10 protein-coding genes and 1 pseudogene are annotated in these 18826 nt (G+C 44.2%); 6 read left to right on the top strand and 5 right to left on the bottom strand.

Annotated elements, in window-relative coordinates; all coding sequences use genetic code 11:
• The first annotated feature begins 29 nt into the window (after nt 1–29).
• From EYR97_RS09920 to EYR97_RS09910, 3 genes are all read left to right on the top strand, one after another.
• Entirely contained in the window at nt 30–1169 is a 1140-nt protein-coding gene (locus tag EYR97_RS09920; RefSeq protein WP_131093668.1) for an efflux RND transporter periplasmic adaptor subunit, read from the top strand.
• Nucleotides 1169–4330, top strand: coding sequence for an efflux RND transporter permease subunit (locus tag EYR97_RS09915; RefSeq protein WP_131093667.1), 3162 nt, complete (start codon nt 1169–1171; stop codon nt 4328–4330). The genes EYR97_RS09920 and EYR97_RS09915 overlap by 1 nt, the downstream gene beginning before the upstream one ends.
• Nucleotides 4331–4622: 292 nt before the next feature.
• The gene (locus tag EYR97_RS09910) at nt 4623–5339 is read left to right on the top strand and encodes a DUF2982 domain-containing protein (protein ID WP_131093666.1); all 717 of its coding nucleotides are present in this window, start codon (nt 4623–4625) and stop codon (nt 5337–5339) included.
• Between the two features lie 10 nt (nt 5340–5349).
• On the opposite strand, the pseudogene EYR97_RS09905 reads toward EYR97_RS09910, so the two are convergent.
• Nucleotides 5350–8467 (bottom strand): annotated as a pseudogene (locus EYR97_RS09905) (7TM diverse intracellular signaling domain-containing protein).
• Nucleotides 8468–8755: 288 nt separating this feature from the next.
• On the opposite strand from EYR97_RS09905, the gene parC reads away from it, so the two are divergent.
• The 3 genes from parC (at nt 8756) to EYR97_RS09890 (ending at nt 13854) form a co-directional block, all read left to right on the top strand.
• Nucleotides 8756–11044: a DNA topoisomerase IV subunit A gene (gene parC / locus EYR97_RS09900; RefSeq protein WP_131093665.1), complete on the top strand. Its 2289-nt coding sequence runs from the start codon at nt 8756–8758 to the stop codon at nt 11042–11044.
• A 91-nt stretch (nt 11045–11135) separates the two neighbouring features.
• Nucleotides 11136–11672: a heme NO-binding domain-containing protein gene (locus EYR97_RS09895; RefSeq protein WP_131093664.1), complete on the top strand. Its 537-nt coding sequence runs from the start codon at nt 11136–11138 to the stop codon at nt 11670–11672.
• A gap of 10 nt (nt 11673–11682) precedes the next feature.
• Entirely contained in the window at nt 11683–13854 is a 2172-nt protein-coding gene (locus tag EYR97_RS09890; protein ID WP_131093663.1) for a bifunctional diguanylate cyclase/phosphodiesterase, read from the top strand.
• A 98-nt stretch (nt 13855–13952) separates the two neighbouring features.
• Here the strand turns inward: EYR97_RS09890 and EYR97_RS09885 are convergent, their stop codons facing one another.
• The 4 genes from EYR97_RS09885 to EYR97_RS09870 are packed head-to-tail and all read right to left on the bottom strand — an operon-like array spanning nt 13953 to nt 18551.
• The gene (locus tag EYR97_RS09885; RefSeq protein ID WP_131093662.1) at nt 13953–14759 is read right to left on the bottom strand and encodes a DUF1338 domain-containing protein; all 807 of its coding nucleotides are present in this window, start codon (nt 14757–14759) and stop codon (nt 13953–13955) included.
• Between the two features lie 40 nt (nt 14760–14799).
• Complete coding sequence (gene astD / locus EYR97_RS09880) at nt 14800–16269, bottom strand: succinylglutamate-semialdehyde dehydrogenase (RefSeq protein WP_131093661.1); 1470 nt, start codon at nt 16267–16269, stop codon at nt 14800–14802.
• Between the two features lie 15 nt (nt 16270–16284).
• Nucleotides 16285–17322, bottom strand: a complete 1038-nt coding sequence (astA, locus tag EYR97_RS09875) for an arginine N-succinyltransferase (protein WP_131093660.1) — start codon at nt 17320–17322, stop codon at nt 16285–16287.
• A 20-nt stretch (nt 17323–17342) separates the two neighbouring features.
• Nucleotides 17343–18551: an aspartate aminotransferase family protein gene (locus EYR97_RS09870; RefSeq protein ID WP_131093659.1), complete on the bottom strand. Its 1209-nt coding sequence runs from the start codon at nt 18549–18551 to the stop codon at nt 17343–17345.
• Between the last annotated feature and the right edge of the window lie 275 nt (nt 18552–18826).

Raw genomic sequence — 18826 nt, 5'->3', positions numbered from 1 at the left:
CAAGCTTCGATTTATTTTAAGGAATTTACATGACAACGGCGAAGGTTTCATTGGGTCAAGGCCAGTTTAAACTCGTTATTGCAATTGCCGCGTTTACAGTTGCGCTAGTATTTTTGCTTGTTTTTGCAGGTATAGGCAACGCTACGCAAACACCAGAAGCAAGAACGCCTGTATCCGTGTCGACAGGCATTGTAAGTGTTCAACAAGGGTTTAAAACACCGGTTAATATCTTCGGTTTAATCGAATCACCCAAAGCCACCTCCGTATCTTTCGATATTGCCGGGCAGGTATTTGAGGTTGGTGTTGAAGAAGGTGATTGGGTTTCTGCGGGTGACGTACTTGCTCGCCAGGACACGAAGCGACTCATGGCCAGAAAACAAGAGCTTTCGGCCGCGTTGGCGAGGGCACAAGCTGACTTAAATTTAGCTAGTGTTAGTCGTGATAGAACTGTAGATTTAGTGAGTAAAAAACTTGAATCCATACAACGTTTAGATGAAGTGAATGCCAATGTAAAAGTGGCGACAGCGCGAGTGCAAGAAACAGAAGCCGCAATAAATTCCTTACTTGTTGAAATAGAGAAAGCCACACTTTTTGCTCCGTTTGATGGCATGGTTAATGCGCGATTTATTGACGAAGGTAGCGTTGTTGCAGCGGGTACGCCCGTTTTAGGTATGACTAGCTTAGATAACTATCAAGCGCGCTTTGCTGTACCTGCTGACGTGATCTCACAATTTGCACTTAATACTACCGTGACGGTAAATGTGGGTGAGAGTACAGTTTCAGGTGTGATTAAACAGCAATTACCACAAAGAAACAGACAAACCCGTACAGTCGATATTCTAGTGACACTAAATGGCAATGAAGGTGTACGCCCTGGTGACATGGCTATTTTAAATGGCTCTAGGTCACATTCCGAAACCGGTGCGTGGTTACCGGTAAGTGCCTTGAGCAACGGTCTGCGAGGGCTTTGGCGTGTGTTTGTGTTATCTGACGGGCAACCGCCAAAATTGCAAGCGCGCGTGGTTGAGGTTGTTTATACCGATGGGAACCAAGCTTTTGTGAGGGGGGCACTCAAAGAGGGTGAGATGTACGTTAACGAAGGTACTCATAAACTAGCACCAGGACAAATAGTGTCATTACCCAGCCAACGTCAAATGGGTGCACATTAATGAACACATTTAATGTTGAGAATAAAAAGCCCTATCCTTGGTATACCTTGTTCTATCGACGGGGTCACCTATTAGTCTTGAGTATTATCATACTGATGACAGCAGGGCTATCTGCATTAGGTTCATTGCCACGAATTGAAGATCCGAGAATCGACACGCGAAATGCGCTAATCGTGACCCAATATCCGGGGGCTTCAGCAGAGCGCGTAGAAGCGTTAGTGAGTGATGTACTGGAAGACAGACTCAGAGAAATTTTCGAGATCAAAGAGGTCAAATCAACCTCGCGTGCGGGTGTATCCGTCATATTAATTGAGACACAAGACTGGATAAATAACACCAACAATGAAGAGCTCTTTAGCGAAATTCGCGATGCTATTGGTGCCGCCTCTGCATTATTTCCAGAAGGTGCCATGGCGCCTGTGTTTGATGATAAACGTGGCGCCACAGCATTTACCTTGATGCTTTCTCTTCGTGCGACACACCCAGAGACTACGCCAATTACATTAAGTGCAAGGCTGGCTCAAGAGCTCACCGATCGCTTGCGAAATGTTCACGGCACCGAATTAGTAAGGGTATACGGTGAGCCAAAAGAAGAAATTAGTGTCAATATTGACCCAATTAAACTGGCCGCAACCGGACTTAACCTACAGCAAGTAAGTCGCATCATTGAGCAAGCCGACCCCAAGTTACCCGCCGGTATGTTAAATACTCAGCAGAGTAATCTGCGCTTTACTGTAGGAGATGGGTTAGACGGCGTTAATATGATTGCTTCAATTCCATTGATAAACGCGCAAGGGCGTTATCTACGAGTTGAAGATGTGGCTACGGTAACGCGCAGCTACACTACCCCAAGAGACGAAATCGCTTATCTAAATGGTGATGAATCAATATTTGTTGCCGCGCGAATGCAACCATCGTTACGCTCAGATGTTTGGACTGAAAATGCCATGGGAGTGGTTGAGCAATTTAATCGAGACTTTGCGGGTACATTAACCGTTACCGTGGCGTTTGAACAAAATCAATATACCGCAACGCGTTTATCTGACTTGTCGATGAACTTGCTCATGGGTTGCGCTGTGGTGATGTTGGTTATTCTTTTATTCATGGGGTTTCGCGCCGCATGGATTGTGGGGCTGGCACTTCCGCTTTGCGCAGCATTCGCGCTATTTTCATTGAGCTTCTACGATGAACAAATACACCAAATGTCTATATTTGGCATGATCATCGCCATCGGGTTACTGATTGATAACGCCATTGTTATCACCGACGAAATACGTCTAAATTTACAAGATACGGCGTTAACACGGGTGGGGGCCATGGCTAAAAGCGTCTCTCATCTTTTTGCGCCACTGCTGGCCTCAACGCTAACCACCATATTGGGCTTCATGCCAATTTTTTTACTTGATGGAAACATTGGCGACTTCATTGGGCCTATCGCTATTAGTGTTGTAATGGCGCTAATTGGCTCGTTGTTCATTTCTCTTACTATTATTGCCGCCCTGGCCGCACGATTTTTACCAAGGCACGATAACAATGCTATTAGTTCGACTGAAAAAAGTTGGTGGAAAACAGGCTTACAAGCGCCCGCACTCAGTCTGGTTTTTCGCAAACAGTTGGGCTGGTGGATTAAGAAACCAGTATTGGTGATCCCCGTTGTTGTGGCTTTGTGTCTATCGGGCTTTGTGTTGTCGAAGTCGTTACCGAGCGTGTTTTTCCCAAGTGCAGATAGGGATCAATTTGAAGTGTACTTGTGGACAAAAGAGGGTAGCAGCATTGCCAATACGGCGGCTTACGTTCAACGTGTTGATAAGGCTATTAGAGGCGAGCAAGGCGTTGAACAAGTCACTTGGTTGGTAGGAGGTTCCGCCCCTTCTGTTTACTATAATCAAACCATGACACGTGACAATACGCCATACTTTGCAAACGCAGTGATTAATACCAGTACCGTTGAGGAAGCGGCAATCTTAGTGGGTAAGCTTCAACGTGAATTAGATGTGAAATACCCAGAAATTCAAATTGTGGTGCGGGCCTTCGGTCAAGGTCCGCCTATTGCGGCTCCGGTAGAAGTTGAAGTATATGGCCCCGACCTAAATATTTTAAATGACTTAGGCGACCAAGTACGCATGTTAATGTCAGAGGTTGACGGTATTTCACAATCAACTGCCAGTATATCAATGGGCGAACCTGAGCTTAAAATAAATGCCAGCAGTGATAATCTCTCATTTCTTGGTTTGTCGCTGGCAGAGTTAGCGAGTCAAATGCAGGTGAATTTTTCAGGGATCACGGGCGGCTCAGTGTTGGAAAGTACAGAGGAAATTCCAGTACGCGTTCGTCTAGATGAGGCCTACAGGAAAAATGTAAGTGGCGTAGATGTCATGCCTATTCCTGTAAATGGTGACAATGCCATTTCATGGTCACCACTTGCTGCAGTTACTACATTGACGTTGCAGCCAGCAACAAGCAGTATCACTAGAGTAAACGGTGAGCGACTCAATCGTATTCAAGCGTTTTTACTGCCAGGTGTGCCTGCCGTTGACGCCAGTAATCAATTGCGAAGTATGCTCGAGTCTCGATTAATATTGCCAGAAGGCTATCGAATTCACCTTGCTGGTGATGCTGATGAACAGCAGCAAGCTCTGGGTAAGTTAGCGACTTATGCGCCAGTTTTATTGGTATTGATGGTAACCACGCTTATTCTTACGTTTACTAGTCTTCGCATGGCAGGCGTAATTGGCCTTGTAGCAATTTTGTCAGTTGGACTTGGTATGCTGAGCTTGTGGATATCAGGGTTGCCTATTGGATTTAACCCTTTATTGGGAAGCGCTGGCCTTATCGGTGTGGCAATTAATGGGTCCATTGTAGTTATCGCTGCCATTAATGCTAATCCAGACGCCAAAAGAGGCAATACCAAAGCTATTGTTGAAGAAACTATGAGCTGCAGTCGCCACATTCTTTCCACTACATTTACCACTGTGGGTGGCCTTATTCCTCTGTTGCTGTTTAGCGAAGGAAGCTTTTGGCCGCCATTAGCAGTTGTACTTGCGGGTGGTGTCGGGTTTTCCGTAATTTTGTCATTGGTATTTACACCTACCATCGTTGCTGCATTCCAACGGTACCGTTACAAAGGGCAAGATAGCCATGTAGAAGTACTATCAAACTAGAGCTTGTTGATAGTAAAATAACGCTATTGCGTGTTTAGCGGTAAACTATACGTTATGACAAAGCGTAATAATACCGGTCCACATAGAAGTTTACTCACTCTGAGAGGGTAGACGCCTATGCGGATTGGTATAAAGCGCATATTGACCCTTTAGCGAATTAGCAGACATGCTTTAGTTGGCACAATGCAAAAAGATAACCTTTTAAAACGTTGGCTTTACACAGACTGCATCAAGTGTAGGCGCATTCGACTTTATATACTTTGGGCAGTAATTATGATGGTGGTGTATTTATATGTCTGGCATTAATTCTGAGCCCATTTACATTCGCGCCGCATCCAAAAGTAATGGTATCACCAGTATTGTTTTAGGTGGCATCGGCTTATTGATCTCATTGCTCTGGATAGCCTATTTACCTGAATGGCTATTTTTGGCGGGTATATTCATGACCAGTGCAGCATTGGTTTGCCTACTCATTGGTTACTTCAAAGTGAGAGAGCCAAATTTTAGTCTAGAGATCGCAAAAGATTACATTACTTACAGGCACCGCTTAGGGACATGGCGCATTCATTGGGATAATTTACAACGAGCAGATTGCCCCAGAGTGCGTCACGGTTTGGACCATGTACCTCTTGAAACGATCGGATTTAAAGTAAAAAGCTACAGTGACTTTTTGCTAACAATTTCTCCGCGCCTTGCAACACATTTACTCATGGAACAACGCCCTTTGTTAATGCAGAACAATGACGAAAACTGTGCTTCGGGGAGTTGTTATGAGCAGTCTATGTTCGATGATAAACCATACACAATGGAAGATGGCACAGTGATAAAAGGTGTAAAGGCAATGCTGGCACATCGCATGGTAGAACTAAGAAAGCGCTTGGGCTTTGACATATTTATCTCGAGTTCCGAACTGGATCGAGAAGCACAGGATTTCGCAGCCTTGATAGCGCAATGTCAACGGGCCAGGCAAACGCTAAATCAAGATACAACTCACGAGACGAACCAATAGATAACCAAAGTCAACACGCTCTACTTTCACTTAATACTTTTTCTGCTTCTTCCAATAAATCTGTGATGTAGTTATCGGCATCATTGAAATGCCCTAACTTTAGTGCACCTTCTAACTGGTTGGCGAGTTGCTGTAGTCGAGGTAAGCCTGTGTAACAGCATGCGCCGTGTAGTTTGTGTATTTCTGCTTTTAGGCCTTCATAGTCTCTTGTTTTCCAAAGTACAGTAATAGTATCAATGGCATCAGGTAGAAGTTGTGCAAAGCCGGTGAGAAGTTCACGTGCCGTATCTTGATTTTGATTGGCCCGTTTAAGTGCAAGTTGCCAGTCGATTGACGGAAATACAATATTGCTCGGCTCAACTTTGTGACACCACGATTTTATTAAATCAAGTAACAATTCAACTTCAATGGGTTTGGGTAAGTAATCGTCCATACCCGATGCCAATAATCTCTCCTGCTCTTCTTTAAACGCATGGGCAGTTACAGCTACGATAGGCGTTCCCATATTAATTGGTGACTTACGGATTTCTCGAGTGGCTTGTAACCCATCCATTCCCGGCATTTGTACGTCCATTAAAATCAGGTCGAACTCTTGGGTCTGACATTGATTTACGGCATCTTGACCACTAATGGTTGTGGTGAGTTTTACTGGGGAATTGTCAAGCCACGTGTGAAGTAACTTTAGGTTCATGTCCATATCGTCTACTGCCAAAATACGCGCAGCAGGAAGTACTTCTACTTTTTCCAGCATGGCTTTGCGGGCAGGGATATTCTGTTGGTGTACCAAACTATCAAGCTTGGTCAGTGTCATTGGCATACGCACTTGTGAATGAAAATGTTGCGACAAGCTAGGATATTGTGAGAAAGGTTCTGGGCCTGAATACCACAGGATCCGCTTTTTGGCCGGGAAGTTTACAAAGCGACTAAGATAGGTGTCTCGCATAGCAATTTTGCTAACCGGAACTGTTGCCATAAAGAAGTCGTATTGCCCGGTAAGGGATGTTAAAAAGTCCAAAGATTCCACTGATGTAGTAATGGCCCCTAATGACGTTAACATAGCGCTGCTGGTGCGACGCGTAGACGGTATAGGGTCGTAGATTACGACGCGTTTGTTTTGCCATTCTTGATTGGTTGAAAGTGCATATTTTTGGCTAAGCTGGTTCATTCGTAGCGAAACACTGAAGGTAGACCCTTGACCTACTGCACTTTTAAGGTTTAAGTCACCGTTCATCAATCGCACTAACTCTTTACTGATGACTAGACCAAGCCCGGTTCCCTGATAACTGCGATTAATCGCATCATCAACTTGTGAAAAAGCGTTGAAGAGTTTCTTTCTGTCCTGACGGCTTATACCAATACCCGTGTCTTCTACGGTAATGTTTAATTCGTGAATACCGTGCTCAAGAGAGCGCCCGCTAACCGCAAGTGTAATGGTACCAGAAGAGGTAAACTTCAGTGCATTACTCAAAAGGTTGTTGAGTACCTGCTTGATTCGAAAAACATCGCCAATGAGCTTTTCAGGTATTGGACGGAGATCAAAAACAAATTCAATTCGCTTACTGTGCGAGGACTTTGCCATTATGGTGACCATTTCTTCCAGTAACTTATTTGGGGAGAAAGGTTGATTGTTAATTTTAAGCTTGCCGGCCTCAATTTTTGAGAAGTCCAACACGTCATTGACGATGGTAAGCAGATTGTCGGCAGCGGTGTTAACTATACGTACTTGTTCTTGCTGATCAGTAGGTAAAGACGCATTGTTAAGCTCCTTACTAAAGCCCAATATAGCGTTTAGTGGTGTGCGTATTTCGTGGCTCATATTGGCTAGAAATTGAGACTTAACATTACTGGCTTTAATGGCATCTTTGCGCGCAATATCTAAACGGGCATTTTGCTCTTCTATCAACTCCATATTATTGCGAAGATCATTAGTCGCTTGCTCAACTTCACTTTCAAGCTGACTTCTACTTTTTTCCATAAGGGCTATAGAGAACAAACCTGCTTCCAGGAAAACACCTACCTGAAAGCAGTAGGTGGTGAAGTTGTTCGAAGGCAGCACGCCCATCAAGCTCAACATGCCGATAATTGCGCCTGTTGCTAACATGGTCCAGGCAAAAATAAAGTAGCGCGCGGGTTTGAATTTGTTAAAGAAGGATTCAAAACCTGCATAGATGTAGCTTAAAATGGCAATAAGCCCAACACCATAAACTAAATTGTTCTTCCAAACCGATGGCAGCGCGCTGGTTAGACAAACAATGCCCGTGATGAATTGGCATAGCAGTAATAGTTTGATGATAGCGTGTGTGGTTGGCGCATTATTTTCTGTCTCAAGAAACGTTATGGTAAACAAGCCTGAACTAATGCCAATGATGACAAAAATGAGTTCAGCATGCCCTACTACCCATGAAGGGATCTCATTTGTAAACACTGTGTGTGTGTGTCCGCCCCACACAAATTGCCATAAAATGACAGCGAAAATATAGCCAACATAAGCAAGAAGGCTTTTCTCCCTTACGCCTAAAAAAAAGCGCTAGGTTGTAAATAGCTAATATAAATAATCCACCGTAGAATAGTCCCCACAGCATGCTGTCTATCTGATAATAACTGTCGTGTGTTGGCTCAGGTTGAATACGTAAGGGGGTTATCAAACTCGACGAACGGCTTTCAACGCGAATGTACAGGTCAATAGGTACACCACTGGGAATATCTACACGTAGCGTTGGAACACGAAAGCGTTGTTCTATTTGCGCTTTACCTTGATGGCTTTGCTGTATCACCTTCCCATCTTGAACGACATAGAAGTCCACACTGTCTAGTTGGCTAAAGTTAATAGAAAAAACCCAGCTTTTCTGATTTGATACATTTACAACGGAAGTGAGTAGCCACATCCCTGTATCGCTGAAACCAAAGTTGGGATTGCCATGGGGGTGGATTAAAAAGTCATTTCGCCTGCGGGCAACGTCGCTAATCGTTAATTGGTAATCGGTTTCTAAAAGAAAATATAAAGAATCAGATAAGTTGAGTGTCGCTTCTTCATCGAATAACTGCTCAATGTGCTGTGCATGTGCGTAAGACGGTAACGTCAAAACGGCAATACAGAAAAAGAAAAGTAATACTCGAATCAAATGCATTGTCGTCTGTGTCTATGAAATGTATAAAAGTATTAAACCACCGTCTGCACAGGATCACAAAGTTTAGCGTACTATTAAGTGTTGGAAGTTAAAGGGGAGTTGCCCTTTATATTTGGACATGTAATGACAAAGATTGCACCTGTAAACGGTTTACCTCACAATAGTTTACGCGCTTTGTTCGGTCGTTTGGTATAGTGATGTCGATATAAAGACATTGATAAAGCGAAGTAGCAAAGCTCATGTTCATTAGCGAGCGCATTGGTATTAATAACAAAACGAAAAAATATTATGAGTGACGAGATCATCATTAACCGCGATGGAGTAGAGCAGCTCCCTCTTCGACGCTTCACCGAAGACGCTTACCTTAATTATTCTATGTACGTCATTATGGATAGGGCGCTCCCTCATATTTCTGATGGGCTTAAACCCGTACAGCGCCGTATTATTTATGCAATGTCCGACTTAGGACTAAGTGCGAATGCAAAGTACAAGAAGTCAGCAAGAACCGTGGGTGACGTGTTAGGTAAGTTTCATCCCCATGGTGACTCCGCGTGTTATGAAGCCATGGTGTTAATGGCACAGCCCTTCTCGTATCGCTATCCATTGGTTGATGGGCAGGGGAACTGGGGGGCTCCTGATGATCCCAAGTCATTTGCTGCCATGCGATACACAGAAGCCAAGCTATCTCGTTTTTCAGAAGTACTATTAAATGAATTAGGGCAAGGCACGGTTGATTGGGTTCCTAACTTTGACGGCACGTTAGAAGAGCCAAGTGTTTTACCCGCTCGTTTACCACACATATTGCTGAATGGTGTGACCGGTATTGCGGTGGGTATGGCCACTGATATCCCTCCACACAATGTGCGCGAGTTGGCTAATGCCTGTGCCATGCTACTTGATAACAGCAAAGCCGAATTGCAAGATGTACTAGAGCATGTCAATGGCCCTGACTATCCTACCGAAGCCGAAATTATCACGCCTAAAGCTGATATCAAAAAGCTGTATGAATCAGGCCGTGGCTCAATCAAGATGCGTGCAGTGTATGGGGAAGAGAACGGTGATGTGGTTATCACCGCGTTGCCGCATCAGGCATCAGGCGCAAAAATATTAGAACAAATTGCTGCACAAATGCAGGCCAAAAAGCTGCCCATGGTGAGTGACTTGCGCGACGAGTCTGACCATGAAAACCCTACGCGACTTGTGATTACTCCTCGTTCTAATCGCGTGGATGTCACTCAGTTAATGCAGCATTTATTCGCAACTACAGATTTAGAGAAAAACTACCGCGTCAATCTGAACATGATTGGCTTAGATGGTCGTCCACAAGTTAAAGACTTGCGTACTATCTTGTCTGAATGGTTGGAATATCGAAAGGATACTGTTACGCGTCGTTTGCAATATCGCTTGGATAAAGTACTGGCCCGCTTGCATATCCTTGAAGGTTTGTTAATTGCCTTTTTAAATATCGACGAAGTTATCGAAATCATTCGAACCTACGACAAACCAAAGCCTGAGCTTATGTCGCGCTTTGGTTTAAGTGATACTCAAGCCGAAGCCATCCTTGAATTAAAATTGCGTCACCTTGCCAAATTGGAAGAAATGAAAATTAAAGGTGAGCAAGACGCGCTGGCAGAAGAGCGTGACAAGCTTCAACAGCTGTTGGGTTCAGATCGTCGTCTCAAGACCCTTATTAAGAAAGAAATTCTCGCCGATGCTGAAAAGTATGGTGATGATCGCCGTTCTCCAATTGTTGAACGCGGTGAAGCTAAGGCATTATCTGAGAAAGAGCTAGTGCCGACAGAATCAGTTACCGTTGTATTGTCTGAGAAAGGCTGGGCACGCTGTGCTAAAGGCCATGATATTGATGCAGAAGGCTTAAGTTATAAAGCCGGTGATGGGTATTTGGCTAGTGCGGAAGGTAAGAGTAACCAACCTGCTGTATTTATGGATACGTCAGGACGCACCTTTTCTTGTGACTCTCATGGATTGCCTTCGGCACGTAGCCAAGGTGAACCACTGACAGGGCGCTTCAGTATTGTCGGTGGGGAATCCTTCGAACATGTCATTATGGCCAACGATGAAAGTAAGTTCTTAGTTGGCTCCGATGCCGGTTACGGCTTCGTCGGTACCTTTAAAGATATGGTGAGTAAAAACAAAGCGGGTAAAGCGTACTTATCTTTGCCAACTGCAGCGAAGGTTATGAAGCCCACGCCTGTATCAAACCTTGATTCAGATTGGTGCTTAACTATATCCAACGAAGGACGTATGTTGATATTCCCACTTCGTGACTTACCGAGTTTAGGAAAAGGTAAAGGCAATAAACTTATCAATATACCGTCTGCTAAAGCACAATCTCGAGAAGAGTATGTCAAGGTGATGACGGTTATACCTGAAGGTGCTGCAGTGAAAGTGAATGCGGGCAAACGTAATATGACGCTATCTGCTGATGATCTTACTCACTATCAAGGTGAACGCGGTCGTCGAGGTAACAAATTACCGAGAGGTCTACAAAGGGTAGATGGCGTGGAAATTGTTTTGCCCTCTAAAGACAGCGCACCAATAGAGCCAGAGAATTAAGCTAAAAATCAGTAAATTTAGCGCTAAAGTTTAAGTTGTCCTTGTGTCAGCGTGAACTACACTCATAGAAAGAATTAAATGAGGATGATTCATGCTGGGCATAGTGTTCACATCGTTAATCGACATGTTAGAAGAAACGGTGTCCCCTGAGTTTGCTGACGAGGTTATTGTTGAAGCTCAGTTAGCTAATGATGGTGCATATACGGCTGTTGGCTATTATCCGTTTGAAGAAATGCAGCGCATGCTTAATGTGCTGGTTAATAAAACGGGTAAATCGGCCAACGCCCTTCTTTATGACTTTGGTTATTATCTTTTTGGAAAGCTCGGGGCGGTACATGCTGAAGTATTAGCCAATGCCGAAGATATCTTAGATATGTTGGCGCACCTCGATGGTGACATTCATGTTCAAGTAAAAAAGCTCTATCCTGATGCCGACCTTCCTAGGTTTACTGTATTGTCTCGTACCGATAGCACCATGCAGCTGCAATATTATTCCGAACGTGAACTGTACGCGTTGGCTGAGGGGCTCATGGATGCAGCCGCAGCATATTTTGGCTGTAAATTGGAACGGGAAACTCGCAAATTAGATACCCCTCATACCTACGAATTTAGTATCGTTCTGGTCTAAAGGGCTCCAAATGTCTGATGAATCTATACGTGATAGTAAAGGCACTGCGCTGCTAGAACGGCGCCTTAAGCGCGAGCGAAATGCCAGAGAGCAAGCAGAATTCTTGCTCACACACAAAAGCGCAAGCTTGTATCAGGCTCTTCAGGAGAGCCAGCAAGCTCAGAAAAATCTAGAGTTAGCGCTTTGGGCTTCACAAGAGTCTTTTTGGAGCTGGCATGCAGAAACTGATGAGATGGAAATTCGCGCTTTTTCTTTACATTCTGATAGTGCATCAGCGTGGCGAGGTTCGTTGATCCAACTGATGCGGCTGGTCCATGAGGATGATTTGAATGGGTTACAGTTCCATTGGAGTATGGCGCTACACGGAAATAGAGACCGTATCGAGTTTTCATTTAGAATGAAACTTCACAAAGAATTTCAGTGGGTACGATTACGCGGGCGTGTACTAAAGCGAGGGCCAGCCAGTGAGGCGTTACATATTGTTGGTACAACAAAAGACATAACACAGCAGCGAAAGGCAGAGCAATCCTTTCACCTTATGGCGTCCGCATTTGCTAGCTCAAGAGAACCAATGTTAGTTCTCTCTCCTGAGTTAACTGTAACAGAGTGCAACGATGCGTTTGTAAAACTCATGGGAACTTCAATAAAGGAAAATTGGTTAGGTAAAAACTTTAACGATCTTCTATTGGACGATGAGATTAACACTTTGCAACTTATTGATGACAAGCAAATGCGCTTTGAGACGAAGATGATAGCTCGTCTCAACGAAGAAAAAGTGGTCGATATTTCGTTAGCTTTATTCGAAACGTTTCAAAAAACATCTTCGTATGTCATTGCGACCATGCGTGACATCAGCGACAGAAAACGCAATGAAGCCAGGCTGAAGCAACTGGCTTTACACGATGGTCTTACTGGGCTTTCAAATAGAAATGCATTAAGGGAGGCAATTTCAAACTATGCCAATATCCAACAACACTTTTTGCTTGTTTTTATCGATTTAGATGGCTTTAAGGCAATAAATGATAACGCGGGTCACGAGCGTGGTGACATTGAACTGCAGCGCATTGGTGCATTATTGACAAGCGAGTTCGGCAAAATTGGCGATGTGGGTCGTTGGGGAGGGGATGAGTTTATTGCATTGTTACCTAAGCAGAATATCGAAGATGTGGTTGAGCGCTCAGAACATCTTATACAGTTAATAGAACAAGACGTTATCATTGCTAGAAATATGGAACTGAGGTTGTCTGCAAGTATTGGTATTGCTGCTTATCCTAAGCACAGTGATAACATTGAAAGCCTTATCCAATGTGCAGATGCATCTATGTATCGAGCCAAAGAGCTCGGCAAAGGCCAAGTGTATGTCTATGAGGCAGGGCTTTATGAAAGTATGTCTCAGCAAATCACTATGGTGAATGATTTACGTAAAACCATTCAAAACCATTTACTCGATTTTTATATTCAAGGTAAATACTCACTAGATGGCACGCTTAAAGGCGGTGAAGTGTTGTGTAGGTGGATATCAGGTTTACATGGTGTTGTGTCACCTACCGTATTTATTCCTATTGCAGAAGAACACAAGCTCGATTGTGCAATTGGACTGCAGGCTATTGAAGCAGCATGCGATTATATTTCTATGATGGAAACCCAGCAGGGAGAAGCGATTCCATTGTCTGTCAATATCAGCGCCAATCAATTACTTGATAAATCGTTTCCTGAACAGGCTCATCGTATCTGCCAGAGCAGTCATGTTTCGCCTGAGTATATAGAGTTTGAACTTACCGAGTCGGTATTTATACGAGATGAGCGGGCAGCATTAAGAGCGCTCAATCATTTAAGAGAGTACGGATTCAGACTTTCTTTAGATGACTTTGGAACGGGCTTTTCATCGTTGAGTTATTTAAGAATGTTCCAGTTTGAAACGGTAAAAGTAGACAAGAGTTTAATCAAAGGAATACACCAAGACAGCCGCGCGAACGCCCTTTTTAACGGTTTAATCGCAATGCTCAAAAGTTTACAAATAGAAGTAGTTGCTGAGGGGGTTGAGTTAGAATCTTATTTACCTTTTATGGAGCAAGCAGACATACACCTGATGCAAGGCTTTTACTTTGATAAACCTATGCCATACGACCAATTTTTAGCTCGCCATGCAACCGCACCGTACTTGATTAAATCTACAAATTAAAAAGCCCATACATTTTTGAATGGGCTTTATCGCAACTCATACTGACTGCTTAACTGTGAAGAGTGAAAGAAGTCATAACAATTAAGATGTTTAATGAATTACATTACGTTTGTGCTTTCAAAAATCTTGTCTGCTGACGCTGCAACAAAACCTTGATAACGTTTACCATTTGGCATGTCATAGCGCTGAGCGAACTCATAAAAACAACTTGGTATTGCTACTGTTTCATCACTAAATACCACATCAGCGCGGTCGGCCATAGTTGATGACTGCGCTAGAAATACGTCTGGTCCACCTTTGATCTCGCCACCAGACGTATTAAGCACAAAGCCCGCTTCTTTAAGTAACGTATTAACATCATCCAACTCATTCGTACGAGTGAGGTGATTTACACTGACTGTGAAGTGGTTAGCACGAAAGCCCCAAGCCGCCATCCACGCTGCGTATTCTGACTCGTTTAGCAAGGTGTCGTATTCTGCTTTGGTTACTTCCCAATGTGTGCCTGAGTATAAGAAGTTATCAGCTTCCACTACTTCTGCTGGCATTTGCTCTACCAGCTTGTTAATAATGGCTTGTGCTGCTTCAGATAACTCATTGACACGAAGTTCACTGATAAATACTTTTGGCTTAGTATCATCTGGGTGTTCGAAGTGCTTCGCAGTGAGCTTTTTCGCTTCGAAGTTGTAATCGCCTTTGGCTTCATATCCAAGGGCTAAAAAGTGTGCCGCAAGCTTATCAAGTCGCGTTTTATCAAGGGCAAATGTTCTGAATGCCACGTGGTCGTTAACGATATCGTTAGTATTTTCCTCACCCGCTAGCAGCGCATGAATCTTATGCGCTGAAGGGGTGATCTTCACGTAATCGTCCCACATGTTGCTAAACAACGTGTCGATGTTGCTGTGCATAGCTGTAGGGTCCTTTCTGTCGTTTACAGGTTGTGTTTTTTTACATAGTTAAGCCAGGGCTCAATTGCCCTGGCATAGTTACTTTATCTAGCTCTACTGATGCCACAGGGTATGCGCAATAGTCGGCAGCATAAAACGCACTGGCTCTGTGGTTACCACTATCGCCCACGCCACCAAATGGTGCTGCACTGCTTGCACCTGTAATTGGACGGTTCCAATTCACGATACCGGCGCGAATGCGGGCGAAGAAATAGCGATAATCTTCTTCGTTATCACCCAATAGACCGGCTGATAAGCCAAAGCTGGTGTTGTTTGCTTCAGCAATGGCAGCATCGAAATCAGTGTAGCGGATAACTTTTAGTAGTGGCCCGAAATGTTCTTCATCTGGCAGTGAAGACAGCATGTCTGTTACATCGATGATACCTGGGGTTGCGAAACCTTTATCTGCATTAGGCTGTTCAAGGCGTACCAGTACATTTCCGCCTAGGTTTTCTAGCTCTTGCTGCGCTTTTACCATCATGGCAGCGGCATTACTTGAAATCATGGCGCCCATGAAAGGTTGCTCTTCAGCGTCGTAATCGCCAACTTTAATGTTTTTGGTTACCTCAATAAGACGGGCTAAGATGGCATCACCTTGAGCGTCTGCAGGCAAGAATAAGCGACGTGCACATGTGCAACGTTGACCTGATGTTATGAAGGCTGATTGCACGATATCGTGAACGGTAGCTTCAATATCAGAAACATCTTTAATGATAAGCGGATTATTACCACCCATTTCTAAAGCGAGAATTTTGCCAGGGTGACCGGCAAATTGTTCGTGCAAGATTTTCCCAGTGCGTGAACTTCCGGTAAAGAACAAACCGTCTATATCGTTGTGTGACGCAAGTGCTTTACCCGTTTCTACTTCACCTTGAACAAGGTTTAGCACACCTGCTGGTAAGCCAGCGTCGTGCCAAAGTTTCACCATTTCTTGTGCAACAAACGGGGTTAGATCGCTGGGTTTGAATACTACTGTGTTACCAGCGATAAGTGCAGGAACAATGTGCCCATTAGGCAGGTGGCCGGGGAAGTTGTAAGGGCCAAAAACCGCTACTACACCATGAGGCTTATGACGTATAAACGCCTTGCCTACTGGCATTGGGTTCTCAACATCACCTGTACGTTCGTGATAGGCTTTCTCAGAAATACCAATTTTACCCATCATGGCGCCCACTTCGGTGGCCGTTTCCCATTCAGGTTTACCGGTTTCTTGTGCAATCACTTTTGCAAGGTGTGCTTTGGCTTCTTCAAGCTTGGCACCGTACGCCTTGATAACTTCTAAGCGCTCTTCTACTGTTTTCATGCTCCATGCAGGCAACGCAGCGCGCGCAGCAGACAGGGCATTATCAATTTGAGAAGAAGTTGCAGACTTGCCTTCCCAAATAACACTGTTTTTTGCAGGGTCGATTGATTTAAGGTCGTGACCTTCTCCGGCAACCCATTCACCGTTGATGTAATGTGTATGTAGCATCGTGAGTGTCCTTTATTAGTCTCTAAACGTTACTGGGGCAAAGCGAACTTCTTCGCCTTCTTTGACGTTTAGGGCGGCGGCAGCTTGACGAGATAACACAGCAACTTGTTGCTCTTCGCTAACTGTCATTTCAGTGGCCACTGCGCGAAAATCTGATACCGAAGTGTTGATGATATAATGCGTTTGGCCTTGAGCGGCTGCGCTATCGTCAATCACAATTGGCAGTTTTAAGCTAGATTGTGCCGTGCGAATATGGCTTAGGTTAGCTTCAACCGTTGGGCCCGCGTCAAAAATATCGACGTAACCACGGCATGAAAAACCTTCTTCTTCTAAAAGCTGCAACGCTGGACGCGTTTTCTCATGCACTTCGCCAATCACTTCTTGCGCTTCTTTACTCAGCAAGTTGACGTATATCGGGTATTTGGGCATAAGTTCGGCGATGAACACTTTATTACCAATACCTGTTAAATAGTCTGCAGTAGGGAAGTCAAGCGAGAAAAAGTGTGTTTCTAACCACTCCCAAAATGGAGAGCGGCCTTGTTCATCGCTTACTCCGCGCATTTCTGCAATAACCGTTTCTGAGAAGCGCTCGCGATGCTCCATCATGAATAAGAAGCGTACTTTTGATAAGAAGCGGCCATTTAGTCCGCCACGTGCTTGTTCACGAAGGAAAAGCGTACAAATCTCAGTAACACCCGTATAGTCATTACAAAAAGTAAGAATATCTACAGTATTGTGGATATTGAGTTCGCGTGATGCGTGAACCACTTTGCTTAGATGATAATGATAGAAGGCATCGTCGATACCAACCGCAGCTTCAATACCTGTGGTACCCACTACCTGTCCGGTAGTGGTATCTTCCATCACAAACAAGTATGACTCATCGCCAGGCTCAGTTACGCTCGGCTTGTTAAACGCAGTTTCCGCTCGGTCAATTTTGCGTTGCAGTAGCTCATCATTAACAGGCAATGACGTAAAGCCAATACCCGATTCAACAGCAATTTCTTTAAGTGCGTTGTAGTCGGCTTTCGTTATAGGGCGAATGATATTCATAGTTGTTACTCGCGTTGTAATTATTCGGCGTTTACAACGGCTGCAACGGCGCGTTCAAAACGTGCAAGACCAGCTTTGATATCTTCATCAGGAATAATAAGTGAAGGCGCAAAGCGGATAACGTTCACACCTGCCACTAGACACATAAGGTGCTCTTTAGTCGCCGCCATCATGAAATCACGCGCACGACCTTGATATTTTTCATTAAGTGCACAACCAAGCAACATGCCTTGACCACGAACTTCTTCAAATACATTGTACTTCTCGTTAATAGCGCCAAGTAGTTCACGGAAAAGCGCTTCTTTTTTAACTACACCTTCAAGAACTTCCGGTTGATTAACAATATCAAATGCCTTTTCAGCTACAGCACAAGCCAGAGGATTACCACCATATGTACTGCCGTGTGTACCTGCTTTTAGATGCGCAGCAATTGCTGTGGTGGTTAGCATGGCACCGATTGGGAAACCACCACCTAGTGATTTAGCGGTAGTTAGAATGTCTGGTGTCACACCTAAGCCCATGTAAGCGTATAGGTGGCCTGTACGACCCACACCAGACTGAACTTCATCAAAAATAAGCAGTGCATTGTGTTTGTCGCACAGTTCGCGAACGCCTTTCACAAAGTCAGCGCTTGGTGAAATGATGCCACCTTCACCTTGAAGTGGCTCCATCATTACCGCACAGGTTTTATCTGAGATAAGCGCTTCGAATGCCGCTAAGTCATTGTAATCACAATGCTCAACCGCACCTGGCTTAGGACCAAAACCGTCAGAATATGCAGCTTGGCCGCCTACTGTTACGGTAAAGAAGGTACGACCGTGGAAACCTTTATTAAAAGCGATAATTTGGTTTTTGTCTTCGCCGTAGTTATCTAATGCAAAACGACGAGCTAGCTTAAGTGCTGCTTCGTTAGCTTCAGCCCCTGAATTCGCAAAATAGACTTTTTCGGCAAAAGTTGCGTCTGTTAATTTCTTTGCTAAACGCATCGCCGGTTCATTAGTGAACACATTGCTCAAATGCCAAAGCTTGCTGCCTTGTTCATTCAGTGCTTTAACCAGTTCAGGATGGCAGTGACCAAGTACATTCACTGCAATACCACCTGCAAAGTCGATGTATTCCGCACCATCTTGGTCCCAAACGCGTGAGCCTTCACCGCGTACCGGCACCATATCAGCCGGGTTGTAGTTAGGTACCATTACATCATCAAATGTAGTGCGAGTTACGTTCATCTTTATTACCTCTGCGTTGGGCGCTATTCATACAATGAGATTAGCGAGCATTGAATTCTTACGGCTAATTGTTACCGTGAAAAGTTCAGTAAGCGCTCAGTTTGCGCGTAAAAACTGATCTAATTTGATTTACAGTATGCCATTTTAATTAACATTTGTCTTCACTTGAAAGGGCTGTAGCCCTTTATTTATAAGGACTGTGGCTTAATTTGCAGTAAAAGTGAATAACTATTAACTACTGAACTATATCGATTGGTAATAATGCTCAAATACAA

This window comes from Alteromonas sp. KUL42, from assembly GCF_006538325.1.
GTDB lineage: Bacteria > Pseudomonadota > Gammaproteobacteria > Enterobacterales > Alteromonadaceae > Alteromonas.
Note: the sequence above shows the minus strand (reverse complement) of the source record. Positions and strands in the feature narration are given on the sequence as shown.

What these genes read in the sequence shown, in the direction of transcription:
- EYR97_RS09920 (WP_131093668.1), top strand. Translation starts at nt 30, where the DNA reads ATGACAACGGCGAAGGTTTCATTGGGTCAAGGCCAGTTTAAACTCGTT.
- EYR97_RS09915 (WP_131093667.1), top strand. Translation starts at nt 1,169, where the DNA reads ATGAACACATTTAATGTTGAGAATAAAAAGCCCTATCCTTGGTATACC.
- EYR97_RS09910 (WP_131093666.1), top strand. Translation starts at nt 4,623, where the DNA reads ATGTCTGGCATTAATTCTGAGCCCATTTACATTCGCGCCGCATCCAAA.
- parC (WP_131093665.1), top strand. Translation starts at nt 8,756, where the DNA reads ATGAGTGACGAGATCATCATTAACCGCGATGGAGTAGAGCAGCTCCCT.
- EYR97_RS09895 (WP_131093664.1), top strand. Translation starts at nt 11,136, where the DNA reads ATGCTGGGCATAGTGTTCACATCGTTAATCGACATGTTAGAAGAAACG.
- EYR97_RS09890 (WP_131093663.1), top strand. Translation starts at nt 11,683, where the DNA reads ATGTCTGATGAATCTATACGTGATAGTAAAGGCACTGCGCTGCTAGAA.
- EYR97_RS09885 (WP_131093662.1), bottom strand. Translation starts at nt 14,759, where the DNA reads ATGCACAGCAACATCGACACGTTGTTTAGCAACATGTGGGACGATTAC.
- astD (WP_131093661.1), bottom strand. Translation starts at nt 16,269, where the DNA reads ATGCTACATACACATTACATCAACGGTGAATGGGTTGCCGGAGAAGGT.
- astA (WP_131093660.1), bottom strand. Translation starts at nt 17,322, where the DNA reads ATGAATATCATTCGCCCTATAACGAAAGCCGACTACAACGCACTTAAA.
- EYR97_RS09870 (WP_131093659.1), bottom strand. Translation starts at nt 18,551, where the DNA reads ATGAACGTAACTCGCACTACATTTGATGATGTAATGGTACCTAACTAC.